General features: G+C 65.7%; 21 protein-coding genes. 12 read left to right on the top strand and 9 right to left on the bottom strand.

Annotated features, from left to right (window positions below; translation table 11 throughout):
* Positions 1-97: 97 nt before the first annotated feature.
* Positions 98-967, top strand: a complete 870-nt coding sequence (locus ACTHN9_RS13420) for a sulfurtransferase (protein ID WP_440537253.1) — start codon at positions 98-100, stop codon at positions 965-967.
* A complete protein-coding gene (gluQRS, locus tag ACTHN9_RS13415) occupies positions 925-1,983 on the top strand; it encodes a tRNA glutamyl-Q(34) synthetase GluQRS (protein WP_440537252.1) in 1,059 nt (352 codons plus the stop codon). The genes ACTHN9_RS13420 and gluQRS overlap by 43 nt, the downstream gene beginning before the upstream one ends.
* A gap of 99 nt (positions 1,984-2,082) precedes the next feature.
* On the opposite strand, the gene ACTHN9_RS13410 is transcribed toward gluQRS, so the two are convergent.
* Entirely contained in the window at positions 2,083-3,099 is a 1,017-nt protein-coding gene (locus ACTHN9_RS13410; protein ID WP_440537251.1) for a 1-aminocyclopropane-1-carboxylate deaminase, read from the bottom strand.
* A gap of 211 nt (positions 3,100-3,310) precedes the next feature.
* Here ACTHN9_RS13410 and ACTHN9_RS13405 point away from each other — a divergent pair, with 211 nt between their 5' ends.
* Positions 3,311-3,868 carry an Lrp/AsnC family transcriptional regulator gene (locus ACTHN9_RS13405; RefSeq protein ID WP_440537250.1) on the top strand — a complete coding sequence of 186 codons (558 nt, stop codon included), beginning with the start codon at positions 3,311-3,313 and terminating at the stop codon, positions 3,866-3,868.
* Positions 3,869-3,984: 116 nt separating this feature from the next.
* On the opposite strand, the gene ACTHN9_RS13400 is transcribed toward ACTHN9_RS13405, so the two are convergent.
* Positions 3,985-5,424, bottom strand: a complete 1,440-nt coding sequence (locus tag ACTHN9_RS13400) for a DEAD/DEAH box helicase (RefSeq protein WP_440537249.1) — start codon at positions 5,422-5,424, stop codon at positions 3,985-3,987.
* A 309-nt stretch (positions 5,425-5,733) separates the two neighbouring features.
* Positions 5,734-6,948, bottom strand: coding sequence for a formate-dependent phosphoribosylglycinamide formyltransferase (gene purT, locus ACTHN9_RS13395; RefSeq protein WP_440537248.1), 1,215 nt, complete (start codon positions 6,946-6,948; stop codon positions 5,734-5,736).
* 199 nt (positions 6,949-7,147) lie between these two features.
* On the opposite strand from purT, the gene ACTHN9_RS13390 reads away from it, so the two are divergent.
* A complete protein-coding gene (locus ACTHN9_RS13390) occupies positions 7,148-7,693 on the top strand; it encodes an META domain-containing protein (protein ID WP_440537247.1) in 546 nt (181 codons plus the stop codon).
* Positions 7,694-7,735: 42 nt separating this feature from the next.
* Entirely contained in the window at positions 7,736-11,323 is a 3,588-nt protein-coding gene (locus tag ACTHN9_RS13385; protein WP_440537246.1) for a DNA translocase FtsK, read from the top strand.
* Between the two features lie 394 nt (positions 11,324-11,717).
* Here the strand turns inward: ACTHN9_RS13385 and ACTHN9_RS13380 are convergent, their stop codons facing one another.
* Positions 11,718-12,950: a lactonase family protein gene (locus tag ACTHN9_RS13380; RefSeq protein ID WP_440537245.1), complete on the bottom strand. Its 1,233-nt coding sequence runs from the start codon at positions 12,948-12,950 to the stop codon at positions 11,718-11,720.
* A 205-nt stretch (positions 12,951-13,155) separates the two neighbouring features.
* Between ACTHN9_RS13380 and ACTHN9_RS13375 the strand changes: the two genes are divergently transcribed.
* Positions 13,156-13,314, top strand: a complete 159-nt coding sequence (locus tag ACTHN9_RS13375) for a DUF3096 domain-containing protein (protein ID WP_206953216.1) — start codon at positions 13,156-13,158, stop codon at positions 13,312-13,314.
* Positions 13,315-13,340: 26 nt separating this feature from the next.
* Here the strand turns inward: ACTHN9_RS13375 and ACTHN9_RS13370 are convergent, their stop codons facing one another.
* On the bottom strand, positions 13,341-13,586 hold the full coding sequence (locus ACTHN9_RS13370) for a hypothetical protein (RefSeq protein WP_440537244.1): 246 nt from the start codon (positions 13,584-13,586) through the stop codon (positions 13,341-13,343).
* Between the two features lie 281 nt (positions 13,587-13,867).
* On the opposite strand from ACTHN9_RS13370, the gene ACTHN9_RS13365 reads away from it, so the two are divergent.
* Complete coding sequence (locus ACTHN9_RS13365; protein WP_440537243.1) at positions 13,868-15,733, top strand: glycoside hydrolase family 15 protein; 1,866 nt, start codon at positions 13,868-13,870, stop codon at positions 15,731-15,733.
* Positions 15,734-16,010: 277 nt separating this feature from the next.
* Positions 16,011-17,288, top strand: a complete 1,278-nt coding sequence (locus tag ACTHN9_RS13360; protein WP_440537242.1) for a polyhydroxyalkanoate depolymerase — start codon at positions 16,011-16,013, stop codon at positions 17,286-17,288.
* Between the two features lie 89 nt (positions 17,289-17,377).
* Here the strand turns inward: ACTHN9_RS13360 and ACTHN9_RS13355 are convergent, their stop codons facing one another.
* Positions 17,378-18,010 carry a TetR/AcrR family transcriptional regulator gene (locus ACTHN9_RS13355; protein WP_440537241.1) on the bottom strand — a complete coding sequence of 211 codons (633 nt, stop codon included), beginning with the start codon at positions 18,008-18,010 and terminating at the stop codon, positions 17,378-17,380.
* Positions 18,011-18,278: 268 nt separating this feature from the next.
* Here ACTHN9_RS13355 and rsxB point away from each other — a divergent pair, with 268 nt between their 5' ends.
* Positions 18,279-19,109 carry an electron transport complex subunit RsxB gene (gene rsxB, locus ACTHN9_RS13350; protein WP_440537240.1) on the top strand — a complete coding sequence of 277 codons (831 nt, stop codon included), beginning with the start codon at positions 18,279-18,281 and terminating at the stop codon, positions 19,107-19,109.
* An 87-nt stretch (positions 19,110-19,196) separates the two neighbouring features.
* A complete protein-coding gene (gene nth, locus ACTHN9_RS13345) occupies positions 19,197-19,841 on the top strand; it encodes an endonuclease III (protein ID WP_440537239.1) in 645 nt (214 codons plus the stop codon).
* A gap of 103 nt (positions 19,842-19,944) precedes the next feature.
* Here the strand turns inward: nth and ACTHN9_RS13340 are convergent, their stop codons facing one another.
* Positions 19,945-20,877: a DMT family transporter gene (locus tag ACTHN9_RS13340; protein WP_440537238.1), complete on the bottom strand. Its 933-nt coding sequence runs from the start codon at positions 20,875-20,877 to the stop codon at positions 19,945-19,947.
* Between the two features lie 286 nt (positions 20,878-21,163).
* On the opposite strand from ACTHN9_RS13340, the gene ACTHN9_RS13335 reads away from it, so the two are divergent.
* A complete protein-coding gene (locus ACTHN9_RS13335) occupies positions 21,164-21,595 on the top strand; it encodes a DUF1841 family protein (RefSeq protein WP_440537237.1) in 432 nt (143 codons plus the stop codon).
* A gap of 192 nt (positions 21,596-21,787) precedes the next feature.
* On the opposite strand, the gene ACTHN9_RS13330 is transcribed toward ACTHN9_RS13335, so the two are convergent.
* Together ACTHN9_RS13330 and ACTHN9_RS13325 are read right to left on the bottom strand one after the other, a co-directional pair.
* Entirely contained in the window at positions 21,788-22,165 is a 378-nt protein-coding gene (locus ACTHN9_RS13330) for a c-type cytochrome (RefSeq protein WP_440537236.1), read from the bottom strand.
* Positions 22,166-22,216: 51 nt separating this feature from the next.
* The gene (locus tag ACTHN9_RS13325) at positions 22,217-22,585 is read right to left on the bottom strand and encodes a c-type cytochrome (protein ID WP_440537235.1); all 369 of its coding nucleotides are present in this window, start codon (positions 22,583-22,585) and stop codon (positions 22,217-22,219) included.
* 256 nt (positions 22,586-22,841) lie between these two features.
* Here ACTHN9_RS13325 and ACTHN9_RS13320 point away from each other — a divergent pair, with 256 nt between their 5' ends.
* Positions 22,842-23,684 (top strand): AAA family ATPase, encoded by an 843-nt coding sequence (locus tag ACTHN9_RS13320; RefSeq protein WP_440537234.1) that lies wholly within the window; start codon positions 22,842-22,844, stop codon positions 23,682-23,684.
* The last annotated feature ends 138 nt before the right edge of the window (positions 23,685-23,822 follow it).

Here is a 23,822-nt window from a genome sequence, read left to right as displayed (position 1 = left end):
TTTCGCCGCCGCGCGCCCTCGTTCCATCCGGGGCCGACGCCGCCCCAGCCGGGGCTGGCCGAGGCAGCGCGGCGGCTGTCATTCTGGCTCCATCATCATGCGTATCGTCAATCTCGCCGCCTACCGCTTCGTCACGATCGACGCCATCGACCTTTGGCGCGCGCAGCTCTCCGAGCGGTGCGAAGCGCTCAGCCTGCGCGGCACCATTTTGCTCGCGCCCGAGGGGATCAATTTGTTCGTCGCCGGCACGCCCGAGGCCGCCGGCGCATTCGTCGCCTATTTGCGCGGCGATCCGCTCTTCGAGGGCAAGTTCGTCGATCTGCCCTTCAAGGAAAGCTTCTCGGAAACGCAGCCGTTTCGCCGCATGCTCGTCAAGCGCAAGCGCGAAATCATCACGATGAAAAAGCCGGCGATCCAGCCCGAACTGGGCCGCGCGCCGTCGGTCGACGCCCCCACGCTCAAGCGCTGGCTCGACGAGGGTCGCGACGACGAAGGCCGGCCCGTTGTCATGCTCGATACGCGCAATGCGTTCGAGGTCGACGTGGGCACGTTCGAGGATGCGGTCGACTACCGGATTACGAAATTCAGCGAATTTCCGAGCGTCATCGAAGCGCATCGCGAGCAATTCGAGGGCAAGACGGTGGTCTCCTTCTGCACCGGCGGGATCCGCTGCGAGAAAGCCGCGATCCACATGAAGGAAGTGGGCATCGATCACGTCTACCAGCTCGAGGGCGGGATTCTCAAGTATTTCGAGGAAGTCGGCGGCGCGCACTATCGCGGCGAATGCTTCGTCTTCGACTATCGCACCGCCCTCAATCCGCAGCTCGAACCGACGGCGACGGCACAGTGCTTCGGCTGCCGCGCGGTGGTATCGGCCGAGGATCAGCGTTCGCCGCTATACACGCCCGGCAAGACGTGCCCCGCATGCCACCCCGACAAGAAGGACGCGGCGCGCGCGGCGGCGTGACCGACGTGGCCGACGTGACCGGCGCCGCATCGTCGCCGGCAACGCAGGCGCCTGGCGCGAGCACGGACGTGAGCGTGAGCCGCTCCGCTAGCGTTTATCGCGGGCGCTTCGCGCCCTCGCCCACCGGCAGGCTGCATGCGGGCTCGCTCGTCGGCGCGCTCGCGAGCTACCTCGACGCCCGTGCCCACGGCGGCGTCTGGCTCGTGCGCATCGAAGACATCGACGGCCCTCGAACGGTACCGGGCGCCGACCGCGCGATACTCGATACGTTGGCGCGCTTCGGCATGGAAAGCGACGAGGCGCCCCTTTGGCAAAGCACGCGCACGGCACGCTACGAAGCGGCATTCGAAGGTTTGGAGCGAGCGGGACACCTTTATCCGTGCGGGTGCACGCGCAAGGAGATCGCCGATTCGCTCGCCAGCGCCCATGCACGCCATACGACCTTGGCGTATCCGGGTACCTGTCGGCAGGGTTTGAACGGGAAAGTCGCCCGAGCCTGGCGTTTGTGCCTACCCGACGGCCCGGACGCCGTCGTGACGTTCGAAGATCGATGGCAAGGCAGGCAAACGCAGGATCTCGCGCTGGAAGTAGGCGATTTCGTGCTCAAGCGCGCCGATGGCCAGTGGGCCTATCAGCTTGCCGTCGTGGTCGACGATGCCGAGCAAGGCATCACCCACGTCGTGCGCGGTGCCGATCTGCTCGATTCGACAGCGCGGCAAATCTACTTGCAACGCTGCCTCGGCGTGCCCACGCCGTCTTATCTGCACGTGCCCGTCGTCGTCGATGCCCAAGGCGAAAAGCTCAGCAAACAAACGGGCGCGCAGGAACTCGATCTCGACGCGCCCTTGCCCGCGCTCCTCGCCGCGGCCCGACACTTGGGGCTCGAGTTGGAACACGCCCCAGGCGGACGAGAAAGCGCCGCGCCGCCCTATCGTTCCCTGGATGCGTTTTATGCCGACGCGGTAGCCGCATGGGCAAAACGATTCGGCGATCGGCAGCCCGAGCGTCGGGGCTAACGGGCACGCTGCGCCGCGACGAATCGTCGGCACCCGGCCGTGGGCCGAGCGCCGCCCGCTGCCCCATGCCGAGCCCGCCGCCGCTCGCGGCGCTCAATATCAGCCGTCCCGGAAGATGAAGCTGTATGCACTCAATGCCGGTGCGCCGCCCAAATGCGCGTATAGGACGCGCGAGCCGGGCGGAAATTCGCCGCGGCGCACTTTATCGATCATCCCGTGCATGGACTTTCCTTCGTAGACAGGGTCGGTCAGCATCCCCTCGCACCGGGCGCATAAGCGAATCGCTTCCAATGTGCCCTCGTTGGGTAAGCCGTATTCCGGCCCGCCGTAGCGCGTATCGAGCACGACGTCGCTGTCTTGGATCGGGCGGCCCAGCCCCACGAGTTCGGCCGTATGCTCGGCAATCCGCGCGATTTGGGCACGGGTGGCTTCGGGCTTCGCCGACGCATCGATACCGATGACGCGCTCGCTGCGCCCGTCGGCCGCAAAGCCGACGATCATCCCCGCTTGCGTGCTGCCAGTAACCGAACACACCACGATGTAGTCGAACTTGAACCCGAGCGCGGCCTCTTGCTCGCGCACTTCCTCGGCAAAGCCGACGAAACCGAGCCCGCCGAGCGGATGCTCGGAACAGCCGGCGGGAATCGCGTAGGGCTTGCCGCCGGCCGCCCGAACGCTTTCGAGCGCATCTTCCCAGCTCTTTCGAATGCCGATGTCGAAGCCGTCCGGCACGAGGCGTACGTCGGCACCGAGGATACGCGAGAGTTCGATGTTGCCGACTCGATCGTAGACCGCATCGTAGTAATTGACCCAATTCTCCTGCACAAGCACGCATTTCATGCCGAGACGCGCGGCGACAGCCGCGACTTGCCGCGTCTGATTCGATTGAATTCCGCCGATCGAGACGAGCGTATCGCACCCCTGCGCGAGCGCTTCCGGAATCAGATATTCGAGCTTGCGCGTCTTGTTGCCGCCGAACGCGAGGCCGCTATTGCAATCCTCGCGCTTGGCATACAGCTCCACTTGGCCGCCCAAATGCGCGCTCAAGCGTTTGAGCGGCTGAATGGGCGTAGGGCCGAACGTCAGCGGATAGCGGGGAAATCGCTTCAGATTCATCGAAGGCTCCGGTGAGGACGATCAAGCGCTGCCCGGCATCGATGGCGATGCCATCGCACAACGGGAAGCGAGCGGGAAGCACACCAGAAAATGATAGGCAAGAGACGGCGAAATGAGCTTGTGAAATTTCATCGGCTCGCCTACTTTTGATGTGCTTGCCCATGTCATCGATTAATACAACCCGCCTCTATCGAATAGGTGCGCAACGAAATTGCGTCGACACCCTCCGCCCGATTCGCGCTCCGTTCGCCGGGCGCCCTCCACTCGGCCTCGGACAAGCCCGCGCGCTGCCGAACCCGCCGGCATCGCGCAACTGGACCGTATCGATCGCGCCATTCTCAAGCAACTGCAGCGCGACGCCTCGATCTCGAATGTCGCGCTCGCGGAAAGGGTCAAGCTCAGTGCGCCGGCGTGCTTACGACGCGTCGAACGACTCAAGGCGCTCGGCCTGATTCGCGGCATCGTCGCGCTGCTGGAGCCGAAGGCGGTCGGCGCGGGGATGCTCGTCGTCATCGGCATCGTGCTGGATCGATCCACGCCGGACGCGTTTGCTGCGTTCGAAGCGGCGGCACGCACCGTGTCGGGCTGTATGGAGTGTCACGTCGTCACGGGCGAATTCGATTACTTCATGCTCGTGCGCACGCGCGACAGCGATAGCTTCAACCGGCTGCACGCCGAGCAATTGCTCTATCTGCCGGGCGTGCGCCAGATCCGTACGTTCATGGTGCTCAAGGAGATTTTGTCGACGACGGAATTTCCGGTCGGATGAGGCGGGACAACGAGCAAGCGCAACGAGGGAGGAAGAACGGCGGATACGGGATAGCTACGCGCGTAGCCGCACAGCATGCGTCGATCGCATCCAGTGCGGGCTACGCGCGCGATTATTTAGGAAGACGAACTATTGCGCCGCGGCATGCCGAAGCCGCCGAGCAGTGCGGCGAGCGGCTGCTTCGGTGCCTTCGCTTGCGACGCCTCGGGCCTGCTCGCGTCTTCTTCCTTGCGTGCGGACGGCGACGGCTCGTAAGGCTTCAGGAAGAAATCGTCGATCGGCGCGTGATTCACGCGATATGAGGTGCGTTCGTGCGAACCCGTGCGGCGGCGCCCCGAACGCTCCTCGCGATCGCGCCCGGCGTGCTCCTCGCGCCCTCGGCGCACCGGCGCTTGCACGGCCAGCGTCTGCACCTGCAGCGGCTTCTTGATCAGTTTCTCGATCTCGGCCAACTGCTTGCGTTCGTTGTGACTGCACAGCGACAACGCGTCGCCGGATGCGCCCGCGCGGCCCGTGCGGCCGATTCGGTGCACATAGTCTTCCGCATTGAACGGCAAATCGAAGTTGATGACAGCCGGCAATTCCGCGATGTCGAGCCCGCGCGCGGCCACATCGGTGGCCACGAGCGCCTCGATTTCGCCGCGCTTGAAGGCGTCGAGCGCTTGCATGCGCTCGTTCTGCGTCTTGTCGCCGTGGATCGCCGAGGCCACGACGCCGTCGCGTTCGAGCTGACGCGCCAGGCGGCTCGCGCCGATCTTGCTATTGCAGAACACGATGACTTGCTTCAGTTCGCGCTCGCGGATCAATTGCACGACGGCGCCTTGCTTGTCGCCCTCGGCCACCTCGTAGACGATCTGCGTGACGTTCGTCGCCGTCGAATTGCTGCGCGCCACTTCGATCGTCTGCGGATTGCGCAGATAGGTAGACGCGAGCTTCTTGATCTCGCCCGAAAACGTGGCCGAGAACAGCAGCGTTTGCCGCTCTTTCGGCAACAAGTTCAGGATGCGCTGCAAGTCGGGCAAGAAACCCATATCGAGCATACGATCCGCTTCGTCGAGCACGAGGATCTGCACCTGGCCGAGATTGGCCGTCTTTTGCTGCACGTGATCGAGCAGGCGCCCGGGCGTCGCGATCAAAATCTCGACGCCGCGCCGCAACTCGGCCGATTGCGGGTTCATGTCGACGCCGCCGAACACGACCACGCTGCGCAGCGGCGTGTGCTTCGCGTAAGACTGCACGTTCGCGGCCACCTGATCGGCCAGCTCGCGCGTAGGGGTGAGGATCAGCGCCCGGACGGGGTGGCGCGCCGGCGACGCGCTCGTATTCGCGTTCGGCAGCAACCGCTGGATAATCGGCAGCGAGAAGCTGGCCGTTTTACCGGTTCCGGTTTGGGCGGCGCCCATGACGTCGCGGCCGGCGAGCACGACCGGAATCGCCTGCTCTTGGATCGGCGTAGGGGTGGTGTAGCCCTGCTCGGCGACGGCCCGGAGAATATCGGGCGCGAGACCGAACTGGTCGAAAGTCGCGGTAGTAGGCGTGACAGCGGGATCGGACATTGTGGCGTTCGCTAAAAAGGCGCCGTTAGGCGCTGCGTCGTTCGAGCGCGCGGCGGCGGCAGCACAGCCGCTCGATGAGATCGACGTGAAGGCGGAGCCACGGAAAGTCTCGCGCGCTCGCGCCGAGGACGCCCGCAAAACCGCGCTTCGCGCGCGGCCGGCTCCAGCCGGCGGATAAGCCGCCGGAAAGGCCGGTATTGTAGCACCGCAAGGTTGCAGGGGCCGTGCCTGGTTCTGGGCCGGCCGCTTAAGGTCGCATAAGGCCGCCCGATCGCGCCCCGCTCACGGCCGCGCATGGCGGCCGGACAGTCAGTTCGCGGACACGGGCCGCACTTTCGCGGCGGCCGTCAGGGCACGCTCGCGCGCCTCGTCGACACTGTCGGCCGTCGCCACGGCCACGCCCATGCGCCGCTTCTTGAAGCTCTCGGGTTTGCCGAACAAACGCAAATCGGTACCGGGCACGGCCAGCGCCTCGCGCACCCCTTCGAATGCGATGCCGGCTTGCTCAAGCCCACCGTAAATGACGGCCGAGGCGCCCGGCGCCAGCAACGACGTATCGACCGGCAGGCCGAGAATCGCGCGCGCATGCAGCTCGAATTCGGACAAGCGCTGCGAGCGCAGCGTCACGAGCCCCGTATCGTGCGGACGCGGGCTGACTTCGGAAAACCATACCTCGTCGCCGCGGACGAACAACTCGACGCCGAACACGCCTCGGCCGCCCAACGCACTCGTGACGCGCTCGGCGATCTCCTTGGCGCGTGCGAGCGCCGCACCCGACATCGGCTGCGGCTGCCACGACTGCACATAATCGCCATCCACCTGCAAATGGCCGATCGGCTCGCAAAACGAGGTACGCACTTCGCCGCTGGCCGGATCGACCGCACGTACCGTCAGCAGCGTGATTTCGTAATCGAACGTGACGAATCCTTCGACGATGACGCGCCCGATATTCACGCGCGCGCCGGCCGTCGCGTATTGCCAAGCCGGCTCGACGTCGGCTTCGCCGCGCACGACCGACTGGCCCTTGCCGGACGAGGACATGACGGGCTTGACGACGCATGGATACCCAATGCGCGCAATCGCCGCCTTGAACGATTCGAGGGAATCGGCGAACGCATAGGGCGAGGTCGGCAACGCGAGCGTTTCGGCGGCGAGGCGGCGAATCCCTTCGCGGTTCATCGTCAGTTGCGTGGCGCGCGCGGTCGGGATGACTTCGGCGAGGCCCTGCGCTTCGATCTCGGCGAGCGCCTCGGTGGCGATCGCTTCGATTTCGGGCACGATCAGATGCGGCCGCTCGGCGCGCACGAGCGCCTTGATCGCCTGCGGATCCGTCATGTCGATCGTGTGCGCGCGGTGCGCGACCTGATGGCCGGGCGCGTTCGGGTAGCGATCCACCGCGATCACCTCGACCCCGAGCCGCTGCAGCGCGACGATGACTTCCTTGCCGAGTTCGCCCGCGCCGAGCAACATCACGCGTGTGGCCGAGGGCGAAAGGGGCGTACCGATCCGTTGACCGATCTGCATGGCGAATCCCATCAATGCGAAAGAAGAAGAGACGGCGATGTTAACACGCTCGAACCGGCCAGCTCGCGCCCGGGCAAGCGATGCGCGCGGGCCGTCCCCCGCCGAGTGCGATGGCAACCTTGCGCACCGCGCTCGCGCGCGAGCTCGGGAGTGCGTTACCCTTACGCCTTCGCCAGTTTAGAAAAGAAGGTTCGGGGCCATGTCGAATCCCTCCATTGCGTCGGCGCGACGGATCGCGCGCCGCGCTCTGCCGCCCGGCGCCGGCGCGCTCACGCTTGCGGCCGCGCTCGCCCTCGCCGGCTGCGCGATGCCGACACACCCCGACTCGGGCGCGGGCCCCAGCAATCCGCTCAATCCGGCTGCGGTCCAATTGCTGGACGACACGAGCTGGCGGTTGCAAAGCGCGCAGACGAGCGATGGCCATCGCGCATTCGACGTTCCCGTCGACGCGGCGGCCGCGCCCACTTTGACCCTGGATACGCGGTCGGGACAGCGCCTCGCAAACGGCTTCGCGGGCTGCAACCGTTTCTCGGGACCGTACACCCTTCGCAGCGGCGAACTCTCGCTCGGCCCGCTGGCGACGACACGCAAAGCCTGCGGCGCCGACGCGGACCGCCTGGAACGCGCCTACCTCGACGTTCTCGCGCATATCGATGCGACGCTCGTCCAAATGCGGACGCCGCAACAGATGCGTATCGTCGCGTCCAACGGCGTCACGTTGACCTTCGCGCGCGAAGGCCGGTGATCGGCATGCACTGCGCCTCCTTAGTACGTTTCGCCCTTTAGCATGCATACGGTCGTTTTCGGCTGGTTCGGCGTGTCGGCCCTCTGGCTCGTGCCCCTCGCCCTGCGCCTCGCCATCGGGGCCTTCTTGCGCAATGCGCCAGCGCGCGGACGGGGCACGATCCGGCTTTGGCTCGGCTTCGCCGGCGTCTTCGTCGGCAGCGGCGCACTCGAAGCAGCGCTCGTGCCCCAAACGGGCAACGCACTCGGACACGCGCTGCTCGGCGTTGCGCTGCGCGTGCTCGGGCGCGGTGCGTTCTTCGCTTTGCCCGTTCTCGTGCTCGCGGGCCTGCCTTGGCTCTTGGGCTTTTCTTGGCGGGGGGCATTGCGTTGGGCCGATCGCGCGTTCGGCCTCGGTTTCAATATTGGACCGGGGGCGGCTGCCTCGGGCGCCGCCGCCAGCGCACGCAAGGAGGAGCCACGCTCCGCACGCGTCGGCACGACCGGCTCCGTTATCCGCACGACGACCCCCAACGCGATGGCGCCGAAATCGACGGGCCGCTATGCGCGGCCCACGGTTTGGCAGCCGCCGGCGACAACAAGCGCGAAAGCGCGCTCCGGTGCGCCGGTGACACCCGTCACGCCGAGCGCACCGCGCGGTGCGTTGCGCGATGCACGCGGGCTGAACGCCAAAGCTTTCGAGCCGGCGGCGGCGCTTCGACCCCCGGCGCACGTTCCGGCGCGAAACGTTCCGGAGCGAAGCCAGAGCGAAACGTCCGGCGCACGCCCGTCCGCGATATCGGCCGTCCCCAATCTATCGACTGTGCCGCCTGCGCGACACCGTCCGCTGCCCGGGGCGTTCGATGCGACCGGCCGGTCCGGGGCGCCCGCCGTTACGCCGCACCCGGCCGCTCCGGCCGCTCCGGCCGCCAGCGGCGATGCCGCCGGAGCCGGCGCACCCCAGGTCACGGCCCAACGCTCGCCGGCCAGCGCCTTCTCGTCGACGAGCGCACCCGGCGCGAACCCTGCTCGGCCGCAGCCCGTCGGGCGTACCTACGCCGCGCAGACGGACACCGCTCGCCGCGCGATGCCGCCGGCGGAGACTTCGCCGGGCGTGCTGGAAACGCTCAGGGCCATCGAGGCGAACGCCGCGCAGTGGACCGCCCTCGCGAGTTCCAGTCTCGCCCGACGAGGCGCCGCGGCTGCGCTGCCGCAAGATATCGCCGGCGCAAACGCATCGAGCGCCGCACCCGAGGCGGCCGCCACAACCGGCACGCAGATCGTGGCAAACGAGGCCGCACCGGCAACCGCAACCGCGGCCAGACAGGGCGAGACCGTTCCTACGGAGCCGGCGCCAGTCAAGCAGAGCGACGATGCGGCGATCGACCCCGCGCCCGCAAACGACGAGCCGGCGCCACGCGCGACCGATATCGCAGCCGCGCAGTCGCAGGCATTCGATACGCGCCGGGAGGCGGACGCATACAGCGATGAGGCCGCCGACGTCGCTTCGGCGCAGCCATGGGCCGACGATGAAAATGCGCTCGACGAGTCGGCCGGTCCCGCTTGGGCCATCGGTGCCGCGCCGGCGCGACGCGTCGAGCCGAACGAAAGCGCCGCGGGGGCACAGCGCGTAGAGACGAACGAAAGGCCCACGGCGGCACAGCAGGCAGCGCCGAATGAAGGCGCCGCGGCAGCACAGCAGGTAAAGGCAGACGAAAGCCCCGCAGCGGCACAGCACGCAGAATCGAACGAAAGCGCGGCGCCGCCCACGAGTGCGCCGCCTTTCGCTCACGCCTCGCCTGGCGTCGCGCCCGTGCCGTCGGCGATGACCGCTGCGCCGATATCCACCGCCGCACCGGCCGCGATCCCATCGATCCCATCGATCCCTTCCGTCCCGGTCGCTCCGGTGCTGTTGGAAATCGCCCCCGCGCCGAAGCTCGACCCGCAACCGCCGACCACCCCGGCGCCCGCGGCACCATGGGCAACATCGGCTGCGCCCCTCACGCCCGCCCCGGCGTCAAGCATTGCCCCGGTCTCGCCGGCAAGCGCCCCCGCCCAACCGGCTGCCGCAGCGCTTGCCCCCACCCTCGCGGACGCCGAGTCCGCCGCGCGCCCCCCGCTGCGCGGCCACGCGGCGGCCGAGTTCACGTTCCATGCCCCGGCGGCTTCCGCGGTGGAACTGCCGTCGCTGGATCTGCTCGAACCGGCCTCTAGCGAAACGGAAGAAATCCCCGCCGAGCGTCTGGCCCAGACCGGACAGTTGATCGAGCAGCGCCTGCAGGAATTCAAGGTGCCCGTGACCGTCGTCGGCGCCTCGGCCGGTCCCGTCATCACCCGCTTCGAGATCGAACCGGCACTCGGCGTGCGCGGCAGCCAGATCGTCGGTTTGATGAAAGACCTTTCACGCGGGCTCGGGCTCACCTCGATTCGCGTGGTCGAGACGATTCCCGGCAAAACCTGCATGGGGCTCGAACTGCCGAACGCCAAACGGCAAACGATCCGGCTCTCCGAAATCCTCGCCGCCGCCCCGTACCGCCATTCGGTCTCCAAGCTCACGATCGCGATGGGCAAGGACATCACGGGACAGCCCATCGTCACCGATCTGGCGAAAGCGCCGCACATGCTGGTTGCGGGCACGACGGGCTCCGGTAAATCGGTCGCCATCAACGCGATGATCGTGTCGCTGCTGTTCAAGGCCACGCCGGAAGAAGTGCGGCTGATCATGATCGATCCGAAGATGCTGGAGCTTTCCGTCTACGAAGGCATTCCGCATCTGCTTGCCCCCGTCGTCACGGACATGAAGCTCGCGGCGAACGCGCTGAACTGGTGTGTCGGCGAAATGGAGAAACGCTACCGGCTCATGTCGGCCGTCGGCGTGCGCAACCTCGCCGGCTTCAATCAAAAGCTGCGCGACGCCCAGGCCGCCGGAAAAAAGATCGGCAACCCGTTCTCGCTGACGCCCGACGCACCCGAACCGCTGTCGCCGTTGCCGCTGATCGTCGTCGTCATCGACGAGCTCGCCGATCTGATGATGGTCGCCGGCAAGAAGATAGAAGAACTGATCGCGCGGCTCGCACAAAAGGCGCGCGCAGCCGGTATCCATCTGATCCTCGCGACGCAGCGCCCCTCCGTCGACGTCATCACCGGTCTCATCAAAGCCAACATCCCGACCCGGGTTGCGTTCCAAGTGTCGTCGAAGATCGACTCGCGCACGATCCTCGATCAAATGGGGGCCGAATCGCTGCTCGGCCAAGGCGACATGCTGTTTCTGCCGCCCGGTACCGGCTATCCGCAACGTGTGCATGGTGCGTTCGTCGCGGACGAGGAGGTCCATCGCGTCGTCGAGCACCTCAAGCAGTTCGGCGAGCCGCAGTACGAGGAAGGGATTCTCGACGGCCCGGCCACGGAAGGCGCGGCGCAGGACCTGTTCGGCGATGCGCCCGATGCCGAAGCCGACCCGCTCTACGACGAAGCCGTGGCGTTCGTCGTGCGGACGCGCCGAGCCTCGATTTCGGCCGTGCAGCGGCAACTGCGGATCGGCTACAACCGGGCCGCGCGGCTCGTCGAGCAAATGGAGGCCGCCGGGCTCGTCTCCTCGATGGGCGTCAACGGCAGCCGCGAAGTGATTGCGCCGCCCAGTTCCGAGCCCTGACCGCCGAGCCGTGACCGGCCCCGACGCGGCCTTCGTCATCCGTCGCGCGCCGGCCGCTCTGCACGCGCTCCACGCGTAAAAGATGCGCTGCGATTGCAAGAACTAGCCGATCGGTCCCGACTTCGGCGCGATCCACGGCGACGCGCAGCAGACACGGATCGCTGCGCCGACACGTTATGCGATTCGGTTACGTCAAAACCGGCATGGCAGTTGCTTTGACGATCGGAAATCCGAACGCCTCGCGCACCGCTAGCGCAGTGACAGCACGTGAGGCGGGACGGTTCGATGGTGCAGCGACGATCATCCCCTGCCGCCCCGCCCCCCGTGAGGCGGTAGATTCGAGCCTACGCGCTTGCTCTGACGCGTAGGCTCTCTTTGTTTTGGGACCGGCCGATCACGACGACGGGGTGAATTGGAAGTCGACCGGGGCGCCGATGGACAGGCGCGTCGGGTTCGCGAGCAGCCCCGTCTCCGAATCGCGCCGGAACACGAAAGCGCTATCGCTGTCCTGATTGCCGACGATGAGCCACCGGCCCGTCGGATCGATCGCGAATTCGCGCGGGGTGCGGCCGAGCGTCGATTGCCGCGCGACGAGTTTGAGTAAGCCATCGTGCGGATCGACCGAGAAAATCACGATCTCGTTCGCATCGCCCCGGTTCGTCGCATAGAGGAATTTGCCGTCCGGAGACAGGTGAATCGCACCTGCGCCGATCTTGCCCCGAAAGCCCGGCGCCGCGAGCCGCAGGCGCTGAAGCGGCCGCAGCTTGCCATTCGTATATTGGAACGCGGTGACCGTGCCGGCCAGCTCGCTCGTGAGGTAGGCGTAGTGGCCGCTCGCGTCGAACACGAGGTGGCGCGGCCCGGACCCCGCCGGCATCTGCACGTACCCTTCGGGCATGGGGCCGATCAGGCCTCGACTGCCGTCGTCCGTGTACCGGTACGCGTAAAGCTTGTCGGCGCCGAGATCTTGCGCAAAAAGATAACGCCCGTCGGGCGCGAATACTGTCGAATGGACATGCGCGTTGTCCTGACGGCCTTTCACGGGTCCGCCGCCCTCGTGGTGGACGACGAGCACGGCCGCGCCCACAGCGCCGCCCGCTTGCAGAGGAAACACGGCGAAGCTGCCCCCGGGATCGGCCGCGACCGAATAGTTCGCTGTCAACAGATAGCGCCCATCGGGCGAGAACGCCAGGTAGCACGGATCGTTGCCCTCAGACGAAACCCGGTCGATGAAGGTCAGTTGCCCGGCGCTCGGATCGAAGGCGAAAGCGCTTATACCGCCGCGCTCGCTCGCGGGCCCGGTATCGCCCGGCAATTCGTTCACGGCATAGACATAGCGGCGATCGCGGCTCACGACGAGATACGACGGATTGACGGTTTGGATCGACGAGACGGGGGTGAGCCGGCCGTCCGACGAATCGAAGCGGTAGACGTAGATGCCGCGGCTCGTGCCGCGCGTGTAAGTGCCCACTAGCAAATCGTAAACGGGCGCCTGCGACGTCGCGGGCTCGCTTTGCGCCCATACGGGCGCGACACCGAGCGAACCGGCGAGCGCCAAAGCACCAACCCAGCCGCGCGAGGCAGTCCAAAGCCCCTGCCGCAGCGCGGCGCGAACGATAGGCGACATAACAATCCTCCAATGAGATCCGACCCCGTCTAAATGTCCGCCGTGCAGCGGGTGTCGCCGCGTACCGGGCCGGCGCTTTGCATGGGGTCCGAGTGGACGCATCGCCGACTCGGATGAAAAGCACGCGAAGGGCCCGAGCGCGAGACGTGCGTCGACGCAGTTCCCGACATGAACCGAAGGAACTGAATGAGCCTAAGGAGCCGCTATGAATATCTTCGTCAGCTTGGGACCGCTTGCCGCGCTGATCGCGGGCATTTTGATTCTGGTCGTGCCGCGACTGCTGAACTACATCGTCGCGTTGTACCTCATCATCATCGGATTGCTGGGGTTACTGGGCCCGGGCGCGCACTCGCTGCACCTCTAAGTGCGCGCACCGAGCACCGACGCGGCTCAACCGTTGACGAACTGGTCGAGCCGCAGCTTGCCCTGCAACGACAAGCCGCCCACCGCATAGTGCCCGTCACCGTCGCGGTGACGCTTGAAACAGCCGCGTTCGATCAAGAACGCCGCGGCCGTTTCCATGGCATTGCGTGTCAAGCCAAGCCGGCGGGGGTCCAGATGAAGCAAGGTGTCGTCGCCCAGCTCGCGGGCGGCGGAAAGGATCGTGATGCAGTCGACCTTCGACGGATTCAGCATGGCGTCAATTCTCGCGTTGAGTGTGAATGACAGGCGCTATGGTGGCCGAGCGCATCGCGTTGTGTTGGGCTTGTTCGATCGGAAGCACGCGGCCGGAATCCCCGAACCCCGATTGTAGCCAGCGATCCCACGGCATGGCAAAGCGAAATCGTTTTCGCTTCGATTCGTCCTCGCGCGGCCTAAGCTTTGCACAGCCGTTCGCGCGAACGTGTACATTGACGCGCATTCGGCGCCTGTTTCGTATCGGCATTCGCACGGATAGCAGGAGAAATTCCAACACCATGCCAGCGCATATCGAAGACTACGCATTCGTTGGCGACGGCCACACGGCCGCTCTGATTTCACGTGACGGCTCGGTCGATTGGCTGTGTTGGCCGCGCTTCGATTCCGCGGCGTGCTTCGCGGCACTGCTGGGCAGCGAGCAACACGGCTCATGGCGCCTCGCGCCCGAGTTCGAGCCCGACGCGCAACCTCGGCGCGGCACGTGTTCCCGACGCTATCGGGGGGAAACGCTGATCCTCGAGACGGATCACGAAACGCCCGACGGCGCCGTGACCGTCATCGACTTCATGCCGCCCGGCAACGGGCGCTCCGAACTCGTGCGGATTGTCGTGGGCAAACGCGGCAAGGTGCCGATGCGCATGTCGCTCACGCTGCGCTTCGATTACGGTTTGTCGGTTCCGTGGGTGACACGGCTCAAGCACGGCGGCGGAATCAAGGCCGTGGTGGGCCCCGATACGGTCGTACTGCGCACGCCGGTCGAACTGCATGGCGAGAACATGCACACGGTCGCGACCTTCACCGTATCCGAGGGCGAGCGGATCCCGTTCGTGCTCGCGTATTCGGCCTCGCACCAACGCCTGCCGCCGGCCAAAGATCCCTTCGAATTGCTCGAGCACACGGAGCGGTACTGGCGAGAGTGGATCGCGCAATGCGGCGTGCAGGGGCGCTACGCCGAGCCGATCCGCCGTTCGCTGATCACCCTCAAAGCCCTGGCCTACAAGCCGACCGGGGGCATCGTCGCCGCCCCCACCACGTCGCTGCCGGAACGCCTGGGCGGCTCGCGCAACTGGGACTACCGTTTTTGCTGGCTGCGCGACGCGACCATCACGCTGCTCGCGCTCATGCGTTGCGGCTTCTACGACGAGGCCCGCGCGTGGCGCATCTGGCTCGAACGCGCGCTCGCGGGCTCCCCGGCGCAAGCGCAGATCATGTACGGTGTGGCCGGCGAGCGCCGGCTGCCCGAAACCGACGTGCCCTGGCTGCCCGGCTACGAGGGCGCAAGCCCCGTGCGCGTCGGCAACAAGGCCGTCGGCCAATTGCAGCTCGACGTCTACGGCGAAGTGATGAACGCCCTGCATTTGGCGCGCGTGGGCGGTCTGCACGCCGACGAAGCCGTCTGGGCGCTGCAGTGCGTGATGCTCGACCATCTGGAGACGATCTGGACCGAACCCGACGAAGGGCTCTGGGAAGTGCGCAGCGGCCCGCGTCAATTCACGTTCTCGAAAGTCATGGCTTGGGTCGCGTTCGATCGCGCGATCCGATCCGCCGAGAAGTTCAAGCTACCGGGACCGATCGATCGCTGGCGCGTGCAGCGCGATCGGATTCACGCCGATGTCTGCGACAAGGGCTGGAGCGACGAGCGTCAAACGTTCACGCAGGTGTACGGCGGCGACGAACTCGACGCGAGCCTGCTCTTGATGCCGCTCGTGGGCTTCTTGCCGCCGGACGATCCGCGCATCGAATCGACCGTGGCAGCCATCGAGCGCGATCTCACGTTCGAGGGCTTCATCCGCCGCTATCGAACGCACAAGGTCGACGACGGGCTGCCGCCCGGCGAAGGGACCTTTCTCGCGTGCACGTTTTGGATGGTCGACAACCTGGCGTTGCAAGGACGCATGGACGAAGCGCACGCCCTATACGAACGTTTAGTGGGCCTTACTAACGACGTCGGGTTACTCTCGGAAGAGTACGATCCGCAAACGCGGCGTTTCACCGGTAATTTTCCGCAAGCGTTCTCGCACGTCGCCCTCGTTCATACCGGGCTGAACTTGATGCGCCACGAAGAATCGATCGCACGCGCGACCGGGCATCCGTCCGCACAGGGAAATGACGCACCGCCCGGAACGGATATGGAAGCACTTTGATCGAACCCTATTTAAACGCGTACCCGCCATGCCCCTTGTCGGATCGAGCATGGCCGCGCACGGGCCCATTCGATGGATATCGGCACGATTGCTGCGCAGCAGTATCCGGGAAAGTCCCGGGCCGAGGCATTGAATTGCTGCATTGCACCAACAGCGCTTCTCCTTTATGATCAATTAAGTAACACCGCCACGAGCCATTTCGTTCGGTACCTTCTGGTCGCGACGCCGAGCGCCGCTTTTTATAGCCCCGTTCCTACCCCCGCGGGAGCCTTACACCATGCTTTACCAGTTTTACGAGTTTCAGCGCGCGCTCTTCAATCCGCTCACCGCTTGGGCGCAAGCCGCCTCGAAATCGTTCGCCAACCCGGCGAGCCCTTTCGCCTACGTGCCCGGCGCCACCCGTCTGTCGGCCGGGTACGAATTGCTGTATCGGCTCGGCAAGGATTACGAAAAACCCGAGTTCGAGATTCATCAAATTGTCAAAGACGGTCATAACATCCCGATCATCGAACAAACGATCGTCGAAAAACCGTTTTGCCGGCTATTGCGCTTCAAACGCTTCGCGGACGATCCGGATGCCGTTTCGCAGTTGAAGGACGAGCCTGTCGTGCTCGTCTGCGCGCCGCTGTCGGGGCACCATTCCACGCTGCTGCGCGATACCGTGCGCACGCTGCTGCAAGATCACAAGGTCTACATCACCGATTGGGTCGATGCGCGCATGGTGCCGCTCGAGGACGGCCCGTTCCACCTCGACGACTACGTCGCCTATATCCAGGAATTCATCCGCCACATCGGCGCGAAGAATCTGCATGTGTTGTCCGTCTGCCAGCCGACGGTGCCTGTGCTCGCGGCCATTTCCCTGATGGCGAGCCGCGGCGAGGACACTCCGCGCACGATGACGATGATGGGCGGCCCGATCGACGCGCGGCGCAGCCCCACGTCGGTCAACTCGCTGGCAATGCAGCGCTCGTATCAGTGGTTCGAGAACAACGTGATCCACACGGTGCCGCCGAACTATCCGGGTGTCGGGCGTCATGTCTATCCCGGCTTCTTGCAGCACGCGGGCTTCGTCGCGATGAACCCGGAGCGTCACGCGGCATCGCATTGGGATTTCTATCAAAGCCTGCTGCGCGGCGACGAAGACGACGCCGAAGCGCATCGTCGCTTCTACGACGAGTACAACGCCGTGCTCGATATGGCCGCCGAGTATTACCTCGACACGATTCGTATCGTCTTCCAGGAATTCCGTCTCGCCGAGGGCACCTGGGAGATCGAGGGCGAGCCCGTGCGGCCCCAGGACATCAAAAAGACGGCGCTGTTCACGATCGAAGGCGAACTCGACGACATTTCGGGTTGCGGCCAGACGCGTGCCGCGCACGATCTGTGCACGGGCATTCCCGAGAAGAACAAACACCATTTCACCGCGGAAAAGTGCGGCCATTACGGTATCTTCTCGGGCCGTCGCTGGCGCACGATCATTTATCCGCAGCTGCGCGATTTTATTCTCGAGCACAATCGCGAGACGAAACGCGCGCGCGAGCCGATCGAAGCCTAGCGCGATAGCGCGCATCCGCCAGGCGGGCAAGCGGCGCCGCATCGTCGAACGATGCGGCGCGTCTCGTGGCTAGAGCCCGCGCCGCGGGCCTATTTACGCATGAGATAGGCGAGCAGCAATTCGGTGTTCATGCGCACCATCTCGGCCCGCTCGGAGGCCGAGTTGAAGTCCCGGCCCAACGACGCTTCGAGCGTGAAGCGATTCGACACGATGTAATAGCCGAGGCCGGATAGCGCGACATACAGGCGCAGCGGGTCGATGTTCGTGCGAAAGAGCCCCGCGCGCTGCCCGCGATCGAGAATCGACGAAAGCGTCGCCACCATCGGCGAAATCAGTTCGCGAATACGCGACGAGCGTTGGATATAGCGCGCTTCGTGCAAATTCTCGTTGTTGATGAGACGCAGCAAATCGGGGTGATCGCGATAGTAGTCCCACACGAAATGCGCAAGCCGCGTAATGGCTTCGACGGGCGCGATACCATTCAGATCGAGCGTCTTTTCCGCTTCCGTGAGTGCGCTGAAAGCGTGTTCGAGAACGGCGGTGAAAAGCTGCTCTTTGCTACCGAAATAGTAATAGAGCATGCGCTCGTTCGTCTCTGCCCGGCGGGCAATCTGATCGACGCGCGCGCCGAACAAACCACCATTCGCGAATTCTTCGGCCGCCGCCAGCAGTATGCGGCGCCGCGTCCCTTCTGGATCTCTTTTGATTTTCGATTGATTCATGGTGGCCTTTTTGCTTCGTGAGCCGCGTTGCCCCGTCACGCAGCCGGCCCTCCTTGACCTACGCCGGAAGCGTGAACGAGCGCGCCATTTTTCTGGGAAACACCGTGCGTCTCGTGCGAAAAAGCGCTTCGATTATGGCACAAGGGTGACCAATGGCAATCCGGGAAATCGGCGATAATGCGCTCTTTTCCCGCACGCGAAGCGCACCCGCGGCCGGCATCGGCCTGCTCGGCGCACAACGTGGCGGACGGCCCATCGCGCCGCCCGTATGCTTCTTGACGTACCGAACGTGACCGATCGTGACACTCTCGCAGACCGCATCGAGGATCTGCTTCCGCAAACGCAATGCACCAAGTGCGGCTACGACGGCTGCCGGCCTTATGCCGAAGCGCTCGCGCGCGGCGAGGCCGGCTATAACCAATGTCCGCCCGGCGGCGCGCAAGGCATCGCCCGTCTGGCCGCCGTGCTCGGCAAGCCCGTGATCGCGTTGAATCCCGCCAACGGCGAGGAACGGCCGCGCCCGCTGGCCGTCATCGACGAAGCGCTGTGCATCGGCTGCACGCTGTGCATGCAGGCCTGCCCCGTCGATGCGATCGTCGGCGCCCCCAAGCTCATGCATACGGTACTCGCCGAACTGTGCACGGGCTGCGACCTGTGCGTTCCGCCGTGTCCTGTCGACTGCATCGAGATGACCCCGGTAACCGGGGAGCACACGGGCTGGGATGCCTGGAGCCCCGCTCAGGCCGAGGCCGCGCGCCTACGGCACGATCGGCGCACGACGCGGCTCGCGCGCGAGCGGGCCGCCGCGCAGGCGCGCGCGGCCGCTCGCCGTGCCGAGGCCACGGCCACGGCCTCGCAGGCGCCCGACAAGAAAGCACCCGAAGACGACGAGGCGGCTAAAAAGCGCGCCATCATTCAGGCGGCGATGGAGCGCGCCCGCCAAAAGAAGGAGGCGCTCGCGGCCGGCCAAGGCGTCGCGAGCACGCCCGTCGGCCGAGCAGGCTCGGGCGCGCAAGCGCACGGCGATGCAACGGCGGCTCGCACGAAAGAAGGCAATACGCCCGCCGAACCGAGCCCGCCCCCACAAGACGAGCGCTGATCGAGCGCTGACCTTTACCGATCGTTACCGATCTCGAGCGATCGCAACCGACAACCAGAGCCTAGCCACCGCCTGCCCGAGCGCCGCATGAACGCACAAAAACGACGCGCCATCTATGAAACGCTGCGCAGCCTCAACCCGCATCCGACAACGGAACTCGAGTATCGGACGCCGTTCGAGTTGCTGATCGCGGTCATGCTGTCCGCGCAGGCGACGGACGTGTCCGTCAACAAAGTCACGCGCAAGATGTTTCCGGTGGCGAACACGCCGCAAACGATGCTTGCGCTCGGCGAAGCGGGCGTCGCCGATTACATCAAGACGATCGGTCTTTACCGGACCAAGGCGAAGAACGTCATCGCCACCTGCCGCATCTTGCTCGACCAGTACGGCGGCGACGTGCCGGCCGAGCGCGAAGCGCTCGAAGGCTTGCCCGGGGTGGGCCGCAAGACGGCCAACGTGGTGCTCAACACGGCGTTCGGCCAGCCGACGATCGCCGTCGATACGCATATTTTCCGCGTCGCCAATCGGACGGGGCTCGCACCGGGCAAGGACGTGCGCGCGGTCGAAGCGGCGCTGGAAAAATTCACGCCGCCCGAATTTCTCCTCGACGCACATCACTGGCTCATCTTGCACGGGCGCTACGTCTGCAAGGCTCGCCGGCCCGAATGCTGGCATTGCACGATCGAACCGTTGTGCGAGTACAAGCCGAAAACGCCGCCGCCCGACCTGTGAGATCGCGCTCTAGCAAGCACTAGCCCCCCTCGCCCTCCCTGGCCCGACCGCGATCGATCCGGTGCGATCGACGAGTACCGAGTGCCGAGTGCGCCGTGCCGATTCAGAGACTGGCTTCCAGCGACACCGCCTCGTCGCGCGGTCCGCCCCCAGCGCTCACGAGCCACAGCACCGCCGCGAGCACGGCCACGCCCCCGCACCCTTGCACGAACGACAAGCGCTCGCCGAGCAAGATCGCCGCGAGCAGCACCGTGACGACGGGCTCGAGGGTCGACAGCATGGAGGTGCGCGCCGCGCCGAGCCGTGTCAATCCGGCGAAAAACGCGAGCATTGCCGTGACGGTCGACACGAGTGCGATCGCCACGAGGGCCGCCCATGCGGCCGGCGTCGTCGGCAGATGGGGCGGCGTGCCGGCGAGCGTGCGCGCGACCGACGCGCAACAGAAGACAACTGCCGCGGATAGGCACACGATGGCGGTGGTAGCAAGCGGGTCGACGCCGCGCGTCACGCGCGCACCCGCCACGATATAGAGCGAATAGACGACGGCGGCGGACAGCGCCAGCGCGATGCCGAGCGGATCGCCGTGCCCGCCGCCCACCATCAGCGCGGAGCCGCCGAGGCACAGCACGAGCGCGGCGCCCTTGACGTGAGTTAGCCGCTCGCCGAGCCAAAGCGCCGCCAGCAATGTGACGAAGGCCGGATACAGATAGAGCAAAAGCGCGACGAGACTGGCCTGCGCGTGCTGCAGCGCGATGAAATAGCAAAGCGACTGCCCCACATAACCGAGCGCGCCCATCGCGACGATACCGGCAAGCGTGCGGCCGCGCGGCCAGACGACCCCGCGGCGATAGGCAACGGCCGCCAGCACCGCGCCGCCAATCAGAAAACGCAACGTCAGCAAGCCCAGCACGTCGGTGCCGCCGGCATAGGCGTAGCGGCCGAAAATCGCCATGGCGCCGAAGGCGCTGGCCGAAAGCGCGACGAGCAAGGCGCCGCGCACGGTGTCGGCACGCGAATGGGTGTCGGGGGAAGGCATGGGGGAAGAATGAGGTCGAAGGGTGGCTGGGGTCGTCGTTCGCTGTACGGTCTCGCATGCGGCGGCGCCGCGTTTCGGCGGCGGCCGCCTTGGCGGACGAGCCGGCAGCGGGCAGCAGCACGCCCACCGCAACCTCCCGGATTCTACCCGCGCGTCGCGCCCGAGAGGTCCACGCTGCCCGGCAGCGTAAAATGCTGGGTTGGCCGCACCGGCCGGCGCGCGAGCGCCGCGCGCCACGTAGGGCGGCCGGATCCTTGCATTGCCCCTTGAAAGGTCGATCTCCACCATGTTCAACCCGAGCCGCGACGAAGTCCGACGCTTTTTCATCGACACCTGGCGCAAGCAGCGAGCGGGCGAGATTCTCACGCCGCTCGAAGCGATAGCGGCCGATTGGATCGTCGAGCACCCCGAATACCACGCGGAACTCGCCGACGACGCCACCGCAAACGCCGACTATTCGCCCGAGGCGGGACGCACGAATCCGTTCCTGCATCTATCGATGCACCTCGCGATCAGCGAGCAGCTTTCGATCGATCAGCCGCCGGGCATCCGTGCCGCCCATGAGCGGCTCGCCGCCCGGCTCGGTTCGACGCACGAGGCGCAACACGCGATCATGGAGTGCCTCGGCGAGACGATCTGGGAAGCGCAACGCAACAACACGCCGCCCGATACGGACGCTTACCTCGCTCGCATCGAGCGGCGCGCGTCCAGGGATTGATGCGGCACGCCGCCGATCCTGCGACGGGCGACCGGTAACCCGTGAACGATGGCGCCTGCGACACAATGCCGCACTGGGTCGATTTGCAGCGACCGCGCAACAAAAAACCCGCCGAGGCGGGTTTTTTCGTTCGCGCGCAATGGATTGTGCACGCGATGTACCGTGGCCGCGCCACGCGCAGCGCAGCCGTGCTTACTTCTTGTCGACGAGGGTGCCCGGCAGCGACTCGAGGTACGCGCCGATGTCCTTCATGTCGCTGAGCGACAACCCTTGTACCTGCGCCTGCATGATGGGGTTGCTGCGGCCGAAGCGCGGGTTCGACGTGCCCATTTGATACTGGCGCAGCGCCATCACGATGTAATCGGCATGCTGGCCGGCCAGCTTCGGGTAATCGTTGCTGACCGGATTGGTGAACTTGGCGCCGTGGCAAGCCGCACAGTTGTGGGCTTCGACGAGTGCATGGCCGTTGTCGATGCTTGCCGCGTGGGCCGAACCGATAGCGGCGACGGCCGCGACGAGGGCGGCTCCCGCCTTCGCGACGATGCGCAGTGCCTGATCAGGCTTGTTCATGAATTCTCCTATCCCGCGAAATGAGGTAGCTGAAAGCGGCCGCGCAAGCGGTCACTTGTCGGGATTGTTCGCCGACGCCGGCGTCTGGGCCGCGTAGTAGGCCGCGATATCGGCGATGTCCTGATCCGACAACGAAGCCGCGATAGCGTGCATCGTCTCGAAGTGGCGATCGCCCTTCTTGTACGCGTGCAGCGCGTTTTCGAGGTATTGCTGATTCTGGCCGCCCAGGATCGGTACGCGATAGACCTCGGGGAACGCCGTGCGGTATTCGGGGATGCCGTGGCAGCCGATGCACATCGCGACCTTGCCCTGGCCCGCCTTGGCGTTGCCGACCACATCGGCCGCCTGGGCGCTCACCGCAAACCAGCCAAGCGCGGCGAGCGCTGCGGTCACGACATGTTTGCCGACGAAAGAGTTCATAGGTTCTAACCTGGCTTGAGGGGAAACGAGCGCCCGCTAAAAGCCTGCGGGCAATGGCGCTGCGCCGTTCTTGTTGTCGAAATCGCAACGAGCGGCCAAAAAAATCGCGGCAATTGTACCGCGCCGCTCGGCCGGGCGTCCACCCGGCCAAGCCGTGCGCCGCCCGCGCCGAACCGTCCGACACGATACGGCCGCGAGCCGAAGCTGCCTAGCCCATCTGACTTATACTGGGTTTTTTTCGAACGAGCAGACCGCCATGCGCTTCGAAGGTTCGTCGCAGTACGTCGCCACCGACGATCTCAAACTCGCCGTCAACGCCGCGATCACGCTCAAGCGTCCGCTGTTGATCAAAGGCGAACCGGGCACGGGCAAGACGATGCTCGCCGAAGAAGTCGCGGCCTCGCTCGGCATGCCGCTTTATCAGTGGCACATCAAATCGACCACCAAAGCCCAGCAAGGTCTATACGAATACGACGCCGTCTCGCGCCTGCGCGATTCGCAGCTCGGCGACGCCCGCGTCCAGGACATCGCGAACTACATCGTCAAGGGCGTGCTGTGGCAAGCGTTCGAATCGGACGTGCCCGCCGTGCTGCTCATCGACGAAATCGACAAGGCCGACATCGAATTCCCGAACGATTTGCTGCGCGAACTCGACCGGATGGAGTTCCACGTGTACGAAACGCGGCAGGTCGTGCGCGCCAAGCACCGGCCGCTCGTCGTGATCACGTCGAACAACGAGAAGGAGCTGCCCGACGCCTTCCTGCGCCGCTGCTTCTTCCACTACATCCAATTCCCGGATCCGGCGACAATGCAGCGTATCGTCGACGTGCACTACCCCGGCATCCGCGAGGAGCTGCTGCGCGCGGCGCTGACGAGCTTCTTCGAATTGCGGGGCGTCTCGGGCCTGAAGAAGAAACCGTCGACGTCGGAATTGCTCGATTGGCTCAAGCTGTTGCTCGCCGAAGACATCCCGCATGACGCGCTGCGCTCGCCCGATCACAAGCAGATCGTGCCGCCGCTCGCCGGCGCCTTGCTGAAGAACGAGCAGGACGTGAGCCTCGTCGAACGCCTGGTATACATGAACCGCCACAACCGCTAATCCAATGCCCTAGGGTCTTGCGCCTCGCCGCGCGAGGCTCGGGCGCCCGCGCAATCCGTTGCGCCATCAGAGGCATCGGAATGCTGATCGACTTTTTCTAGACGCTGCTCGCGGCCCAGTTGCCGGTGTCTGTCAAGG

Source organism: Trinickia sp. (genome assembly GCF_051953405.1).
Lineage (GTDB): Bacteria > Pseudomonadota > Gammaproteobacteria > Burkholderiales > Burkholderiaceae > Trinickia.
This window is presented reverse-complemented; position numbering and strand designations above follow the sequence as displayed.

What these genes read in the sequence shown, in the direction of transcription:
- ACTHN9_RS13420 (WP_440537253.1), top strand. Translation starts at nt 98, where the DNA reads ATGCGTATCGTCAATCTCGCCGCCTACCGCTTCGTCACGATCGACGCC.
- gluQRS (WP_440537252.1), top strand. Translation starts at nt 925, where the DNA reads ATGCCACCCCGACAAGAAGGACGCGGCGCGCGCGGCGGCGTGACCGAC.
- ACTHN9_RS13410 (WP_440537251.1), bottom strand. Translation starts at nt 3,099, where the DNA reads ATGAATCTGAAGCGATTTCCCCGCTATCCGCTGACGTTCGGCCCTACG.
- ACTHN9_RS13400 (WP_440537249.1), bottom strand. Translation starts at nt 5,424, where the DNA reads ATGTCCGATCCCGCTGTCACGCCTACTACCGCGACTTTCGACCAGTTC.
- purT (WP_440537248.1), bottom strand. Translation starts at nt 6,948, where the DNA reads ATGCAGATCGGTCAACGGATCGGTACGCCCCTTTCGCCCTCGGCCACA.
- ACTHN9_RS13390 (WP_440537247.1), top strand. Translation starts at nt 7,148, where the DNA reads ATGTCGAATCCCTCCATTGCGTCGGCGCGACGGATCGCGCGCCGCGCT.
- ACTHN9_RS13385 (WP_440537246.1), top strand. Translation starts at nt 7,736, where the DNA reads ATGCATACGGTCGTTTTCGGCTGGTTCGGCGTGTCGGCCCTCTGGCTC.
- ACTHN9_RS13380 (WP_440537245.1), bottom strand. Translation starts at nt 12,950, where the DNA reads ATGTCGCCTATCGTTCGCGCCGCGCTGCGGCAGGGGCTTTGGACTGCC.
- ACTHN9_RS13375 (WP_206953216.1), top strand. Translation starts at nt 13,156, where the DNA reads ATGAATATCTTCGTCAGCTTGGGACCGCTTGCCGCGCTGATCGCGGGC.
- ACTHN9_RS13370 (WP_440537244.1), bottom strand. Translation starts at nt 13,586, where the DNA reads ATGCTGAATCCGTCGAAGGTCGACTGCATCACGATCCTTTCCGCCGCC.
- ACTHN9_RS13365 (WP_440537243.1), top strand. Translation starts at nt 13,868, where the DNA reads ATGCCAGCGCATATCGAAGACTACGCATTCGTTGGCGACGGCCACACG.
- ACTHN9_RS13360 (WP_440537242.1), top strand. Translation starts at nt 16,011, where the DNA reads ATGCTTTACCAGTTTTACGAGTTTCAGCGCGCGCTCTTCAATCCGCTC.
- ACTHN9_RS13355 (WP_440537241.1), bottom strand. Translation starts at nt 18,010, where the DNA reads ATGAATCAATCGAAAATCAAAAGAGATCCAGAAGGGACGCGGCGCCGC.
- rsxB (WP_440537240.1), top strand. Translation starts at nt 18,279, where the DNA reads ATGCTTCTTGACGTACCGAACGTGACCGATCGTGACACTCTCGCAGAC.
- nth (WP_440537239.1), top strand. Translation starts at nt 19,197, where the DNA reads ATGAACGCACAAAAACGACGCGCCATCTATGAAACGCTGCGCAGCCTC.
- ACTHN9_RS13340 (WP_440537238.1), bottom strand. Translation starts at nt 20,877, where the DNA reads ATGCCTTCCCCCGACACCCATTCGCGTGCCGACACCGTGCGCGGCGCC.
- ACTHN9_RS13335 (WP_440537237.1), top strand. Translation starts at nt 21,164, where the DNA reads ATGTTCAACCCGAGCCGCGACGAAGTCCGACGCTTTTTCATCGACACC.
- ACTHN9_RS13330 (WP_440537236.1), bottom strand. Translation starts at nt 22,165, where the DNA reads ATGAACAAGCCTGATCAGGCACTGCGCATCGTCGCGAAGGCGGGAGCC.
- ACTHN9_RS13325 (WP_440537235.1), bottom strand. Translation starts at nt 22,585, where the DNA reads ATGAACTCTTTCGTCGGCAAACATGTCGTGACCGCAGCGCTCGCCGCG.
- ACTHN9_RS13320 (WP_440537234.1), top strand. Translation starts at nt 22,842, where the DNA reads ATGCGCTTCGAAGGTTCGTCGCAGTACGTCGCCACCGACGATCTCAAA.